At 65.5% G+C, this 626-nt stretch carries 1 protein-coding gene; it reads right to left on the bottom strand.

What is annotated here, in order from left to right:
* Positions 1–8 precede the first annotated feature (8 nt).
* A partial coding sequence (locus tag ACM9HJ_RS30995; protein ID WP_416575669.1) for a response regulator transcription factor occupies positions 9–626 on the bottom strand: 618 nt, incomplete at its 5' end.

The following is a 626-nucleotide window of genomic DNA, read 5'->3' as shown; positions in this document are numbered from 1 at the left end:
CCCCATCCTCACACATTCCCGGCCCCATCCCAGTCTGCAACCAGCACCAGGCGCGCCAAGGCCGGCAGGGAACGTGAGCCCGTCTTTTGCATGATGGCAGCGCGGTGCTTTTCCACCGTGCGCTGACTGATGCCCAGATCCGCAGCGATATTCTTGCTGGGATGGCCGGCCAGCACCATGTCCATGATCTGCCTTTGCCGCGCGGTCAGGCCAGCGACATGGCTGGCCGCCTGCTGCCGCCATGCCAGCAGTTTGCCACCGTCCTGCGCCCGCTCCAGCGCCTGACCGATGCTGGCCAGAAGGTCGGCGCGACGGAACGGCTTCTCGATGAAATCGGCGGCACCGGCCCGCATCGCCGCCACCGCCACCGGGACATCGCTGCTGCCGGTGATGATGATGGCGGGTGTCATGTCGCCGGACTGGCGCAGACGGTGCAGAAGATCCATGCCGCTCATCCCCGGCAGATAGGCGTCGATCAACAGGCAGGCAGGCCCGCTTGACCGGAAGCCGGCCAGGAAATCCTCGGCACTGGCATATTCGACCACACGCCGGTCCTCCCCATCCAATGCCTGACGCAGGCTGTCACGCAGCAGCGCATCATCATCGATGACATGGATGGTGGTGGC

Origin of the sequence: Niveispirillum sp. KHB5.9, assembly GCF_048066115.1 — a bacterium.
Lineage (GTDB): Bacteria > Pseudomonadota > Alphaproteobacteria > Azospirillales > Azospirillaceae > Niveispirillum.
This window is presented reverse-complemented; position numbering and strand designations above follow the sequence as displayed.